This window comes from Mycobacterium sp. TH-M11, from assembly GCF_057473725.1.
Genome location: NZ_JBYCLD010000019.1, coordinates 1 through 3902, shown reverse-complemented (window position 1 = coordinate 3902; position 3902 = coordinate 1). Strand labels below are relative to the sequence as shown.

Annotated in this window: 6 protein-coding genes; 5 read left to right on the top strand and 1 reads right to left on the bottom strand. The window is 65.2% G+C overall.

Features of this window, described 5'->3' with window-relative positions; genetic code table 11:
* A partial coding sequence (locus AC2VOG_RS00930) for a cytochrome P450 (RefSeq protein WP_486938038.1) occupies positions 1-207 on the top strand: 207 nt, incomplete at its 5' end.
* A 2-nt stretch (positions 208-209) separates the two neighbouring features.
* On the opposite strand, the gene msrA is transcribed toward AC2VOG_RS00930, so the two are convergent.
* Complete coding sequence (msrA, locus tag AC2VOG_RS00925) at positions 210-728, bottom strand: peptide-methionine (S)-S-oxide reductase MsrA (RefSeq protein ID WP_486938037.1); 519 nt, start codon at positions 726-728, stop codon at positions 210-212.
* 57 nt (positions 729-785) lie between these two features.
* On the opposite strand from msrA, the gene AC2VOG_RS00920 reads away from it, so the two are divergent.
* The 4 genes from AC2VOG_RS00920 to AC2VOG_RS00905 form a co-directional block, all read left to right on the top strand.
* Positions 786-1289, top strand: coding sequence for a nuclear transport factor 2 family protein (locus AC2VOG_RS00920; RefSeq protein WP_486938036.1), 504 nt, complete (start codon positions 786-788; stop codon positions 1287-1289).
* Entirely contained in the window at positions 1286-2317 is a 1032-nt protein-coding gene (locus tag AC2VOG_RS00915) for an NAD-dependent epimerase/dehydratase family protein (RefSeq protein WP_486938035.1), read from the top strand. Before AC2VOG_RS00920 ends, AC2VOG_RS00915 begins: the two co-directional genes overlap by 4 nt.
* Before the next feature lie 172 nt (positions 2318-2489).
* Positions 2490-3284 (top strand): MlaE family ABC transporter permease, encoded by a 795-nt coding sequence (locus tag AC2VOG_RS00910; RefSeq protein ID WP_486938039.1) that lies wholly within the window; start codon positions 2490-2492, stop codon positions 3282-3284.
* 10 nt (positions 3285-3294) lie between these two features.
* On the top strand, positions 3295-3902 hold a 608-nt coding region (locus AC2VOG_RS00905; RefSeq protein ID WP_486938034.1), incomplete at its 3' end, for an MlaE family ABC transporter permease.

Here is a 3902-nt window from a genome sequence, read left to right as displayed (position 1 = left end):
CCCAGCTTCGCCTGGATCCCCTACGGTGGCGGGGCCCGCCGCTGCGTGGGTGCGGTGTTCGCCAACATGGAGATGGACGTCGTGATGCGAACTGTGTTGCGCCACTTCACAATCGAATCCACGACCGCACCCGGAGAGAAACTGCACGCCCGCGGTGTCGCCTACACCCCGAAGGCCGGCGGAACGATCACGGTGCGTCGGCGTTAGGGTCAGCTCTCGACGGCGGCCCGTCGTGGCAATGTCCACCCCGGCCGGATGAAGTGGCAGGTGTACCCGTTGGGGTAGCGCTGCAGGTAATCCTGGTGCTCCGGCTCGGCCTGCCAGAAGTCGCCGGCGGGGCTGACCTCGGTGACCACCTTGCCGGGCCATAGGCCAGAGGCGTCGACGTCGGTGATGGTGTCGACCGCGATGCGGTGCTGGTCCTCGTCGAGGTAGAAGATCGCCGAGCGGTAGCTGGCGCCGACATCGTTACCCTGCCGGTTCGTGGTGGTGGGGTCGTGGATCTGGAAGAAGAACTCGAGAATTGTCCGGAAGTCGGTCTTGGCCGGGTCGTAGGTGATCTCGATGGCCTCGGCGTGGTTGCCGTGATTGCGGTAGGTGGCGTGCGGGACGCGGGGGTCGCCGGTGTACCCGACCCTGGTCGAGACCACGCCGGGCTGCTTGCGGATCAGGTCCTGCATACCCCAGAAGCAGCCGCCGGCCAGGATTGCCTTCTTGTATTCCGTCATCCTGTCGATTATCCACTTCCTCGACAAACCCCGGTAGAACGTGTTCTAGTTTCTTGCGTGAAGCAGGTTTTTACCCGCGACGAACTCGCCGCCGCGTTCGCCACGTTCGAGCAGACCGTCGCTCATGCCGCCGCCACCAAAAACTGGGACGAGTGGGTGGGGCACTACACCCCCGATGTCGACTACATCGAGCACGCCGCCGGCACCATGAAGGGCCGCGAGGAGGTGCGCAGCTGGATCCGCCAGACGATGTCGACGTTTCCGGGCAGCCACATGACGGCGTTTCCGTCGCTGTGGTCGGTGATCGATGAGGCAACCGGGCGGATCATCTGCGAGTTGGACAACCCGATGCGCGACCCCGGCGACGGGACGATCATCAGCGCGACGAACATCTCGATCGTCACCTACGCCGGTGACGGCACATGGTCTCGCCAAGAGGACATTTACAACCCGCTGCGATTCCTGCAGGCCGGGGTCAAGTGGTGCAAGAAGGCGGAAAAGCTTGGCACACTTGACGATGACGCGGCGCGCTGGTTGAAAACCTACGGAGGAAAACAGTGAGTGCTCCGAAACTGGTCATCGGCGCCAACGGTTTTCTGGGCTCGCACGTCACCCGTCAACTTGTGGCGACAGGCGCCGACGTGCGTGTCATGGTCCGACCAGGCGCCAACACCCGCAGCATCGACGGCCTCGCCGTCACCCGCTTTCACGGTGACGTCTTCGACACCGACACCGTCCGCGACGCGATGCAGGGCTGCGAACAGGTGTATTACTGCGTGGTCGACACCCGGGCCTGGCTGCAGGATCCGGCGCCGCTGTTCCGCACCAATGTCGAAGGACTGCGCAACGTCCTGGACGTCGCTGTCGAGGAACCCGTCGCGGCCACGCTGAAGCGCTTCGTGTTCACCAGCACCTACGCGACCATGGCCCGCCGGCACGGTCATGTCGCGAACGAGACCGAGCAGATCGACCGCCGCAGGCTCACCCCCTACGTGCAATCGCGGGTGTTGGCCGAAGATCTGGTGCTGCGATATGCGGCCGAGAAGGGCCTGCCGGCCGTCGCGATGTGTGTATCGACGACCTACGGCGACGGCGACTGGGGCCGCACCCCGCACGGCGCGTTCATCGCGGGCGCGGTTTTCGGCAAGTTGCCGTTCCTGATGAACGGCATTCAACTGGAGGCCGTCGGCGTCGACGATGCGGCGAAAGCGATGCTGATCGCCGCCGAACGTGGCCGCAACGGTGAGCGCTACATCATCTCCGAGCGGATGATTGCGTTGAACGACGTGGTCGCGATCGCTGCCGACGAGGTGGGTGTGCCGGCGCCGCGGCGGGCCATTTCGGTGCCCGTGCTCTACGCGATGGGGATGTTAGGCAGCCTGCGGGCCCGGCTGACCGGCAAGGATGCCGAACTCAGCATGCGGTCCGTGCGGATGATGCGCGCCGAAGCTCCGGTCGACCACGGTAAAGCCACCCGCGAATTAGGTTGGCAGCCAAGGCCTGTCGAGGAATCCATCCGGGAGGCCGCACGATTCTGGGCCAACCTGAAGAATGCCAAGCGGGACAGCGAGCCCACGCCGTCCGAATAGGCCGGAATCGTCCTTAACTTCTGCGGCCGTCCCGTCCGCGTGTCTCGTGTGGCCGGAACGGTTTTTGTTACATAGTGTGACCCATGGTGAAGCAGTGGCGCTGCTGCGCTGATGCATGTGCCCCTGCCCCGCGCGCGGCCTCGTCCGCGAAGTGGGTGGGCCGATGACGGCAATGACGCCGGTCGGACTGGTCGGATATGTGCGCGACCAGATCACGCCACCGTTGGCGACCGTGGGCGGATTCGCCCGGATGTGCATTCTGACGGGAAAAGCGTTGTTTCGCCGACCTTTTCACTGGGACGAATTCATCATCCAGACCTGGTTCATCACCCGGGTCGCACTGCTGCCGACGGTGGCGGTCTCCATCCCGCTGACCGTGCTGATCGTATTCACCCTCAACACGCTGCTGGCAGCCTTTGGCGCAGCCGACATTTCGGGTGCCGGTGCCGCGCTGGGGGCGGTGACGCAACTGGGCCCGCTGACCACCGTGCTGGTTGTCGCCGGCGCGGGGTCGACGGCCATCTGCGCCGACCTGGGTGCACGAACGATCCGCGAAGAGATCGACGCCCTCGAGGTTCTCGGTATCGACCCCATCCACCGGCTGGTGGTGCCGCGGGTGGCGGCCGCCACCGTTGTTGCGACGCTGCTCAACGGAACCGTCATCACCATCGGACTGGTCGGCGGCTTCCTGTTCGGCGTCAAGCTCCAAAATGTCTCGGGCGGAGCCTATCTGGCCACCCTGACCTTGGTCACCGGCCTACCCGAGGTGGTGATCGCGACCATCAAGGCCGCGATCTTCGGGATGATCGCGGGCCTGGTCGGTTGTTACCGGGGCCTGACCACCAAGGGTGGCCCCAAGGGCGTCGGTGTGGCCGTCAACGAAACCTTGGTGCTGTGTGTGCTCTCGCTGTTCGCGGTCAATGTGGTGCTGACGACCATCGGCGTCCGGTTCGGGACGGGTCGCTGACGTGGCTGATGTGTCAGCAGCGGTCGTTCTCAGAGCGCGCTTTCCGCGCACGGTCGCAAGCGTCGATCATTACGGCCGTGGCGCGATCCGGGGCATCAACAAGGCCGGACAGCTCACCAGGTTTTCGGTCGGCAGTGCCTGGTCGACCGGTTGGGCGCTGCGCCGCTACCGCCGGGAGACGTTGCGCCTGATCGCGCAAATCGGGATGGGCACCGGCGCGATGGCGGTCGTCGGCGGAACTGCGGCGATCGTCGGATTCGTGACGCTGTCCGGCGGCTCGCTGATCGCCATCCAAGGCTTCGCGTCGCTGGGCAACATCGGCGTCGAGGCATTCACCGGATTCTTCGCCGCGCTGGCCAACGTCCGTGTCGTCACGGCGGTGGTGACGGGGGTCGCGCTGGCGGCGACGGTCGGCGCGGGCGCGACGGCCGAACTGGGGGCCATGCGGATCAGTGAGGAAATCGACGCGCTCGAGGTGATGGGCATCAAGTCGGTGGCGTTCTTGGTATCGACCCGGCTGATGGCCGGCCTGGTAGTTGTCGTCCCGCTCTACGCGATGGCGCTGGTGATGTCGTTTCTGTCGGGACAGGTTGTCACCACGCTGTTTTACGGCCAATC

Bases quoted from the DNA above. Each gene is read 5' to 3' on its own strand.
- msrA (WP_486938037.1), bottom strand. From the start codon at position 728: ATGACGGAATACAAGAAGGCAATCCTGGCCGGCGGCTGCTTCTGGGGT.
- AC2VOG_RS00910 (WP_486938039.1), top strand. From the start codon at position 2,490: ATGACGCCGGTCGGACTGGTCGGATATGTGCGCGACCAGATCACGCCA.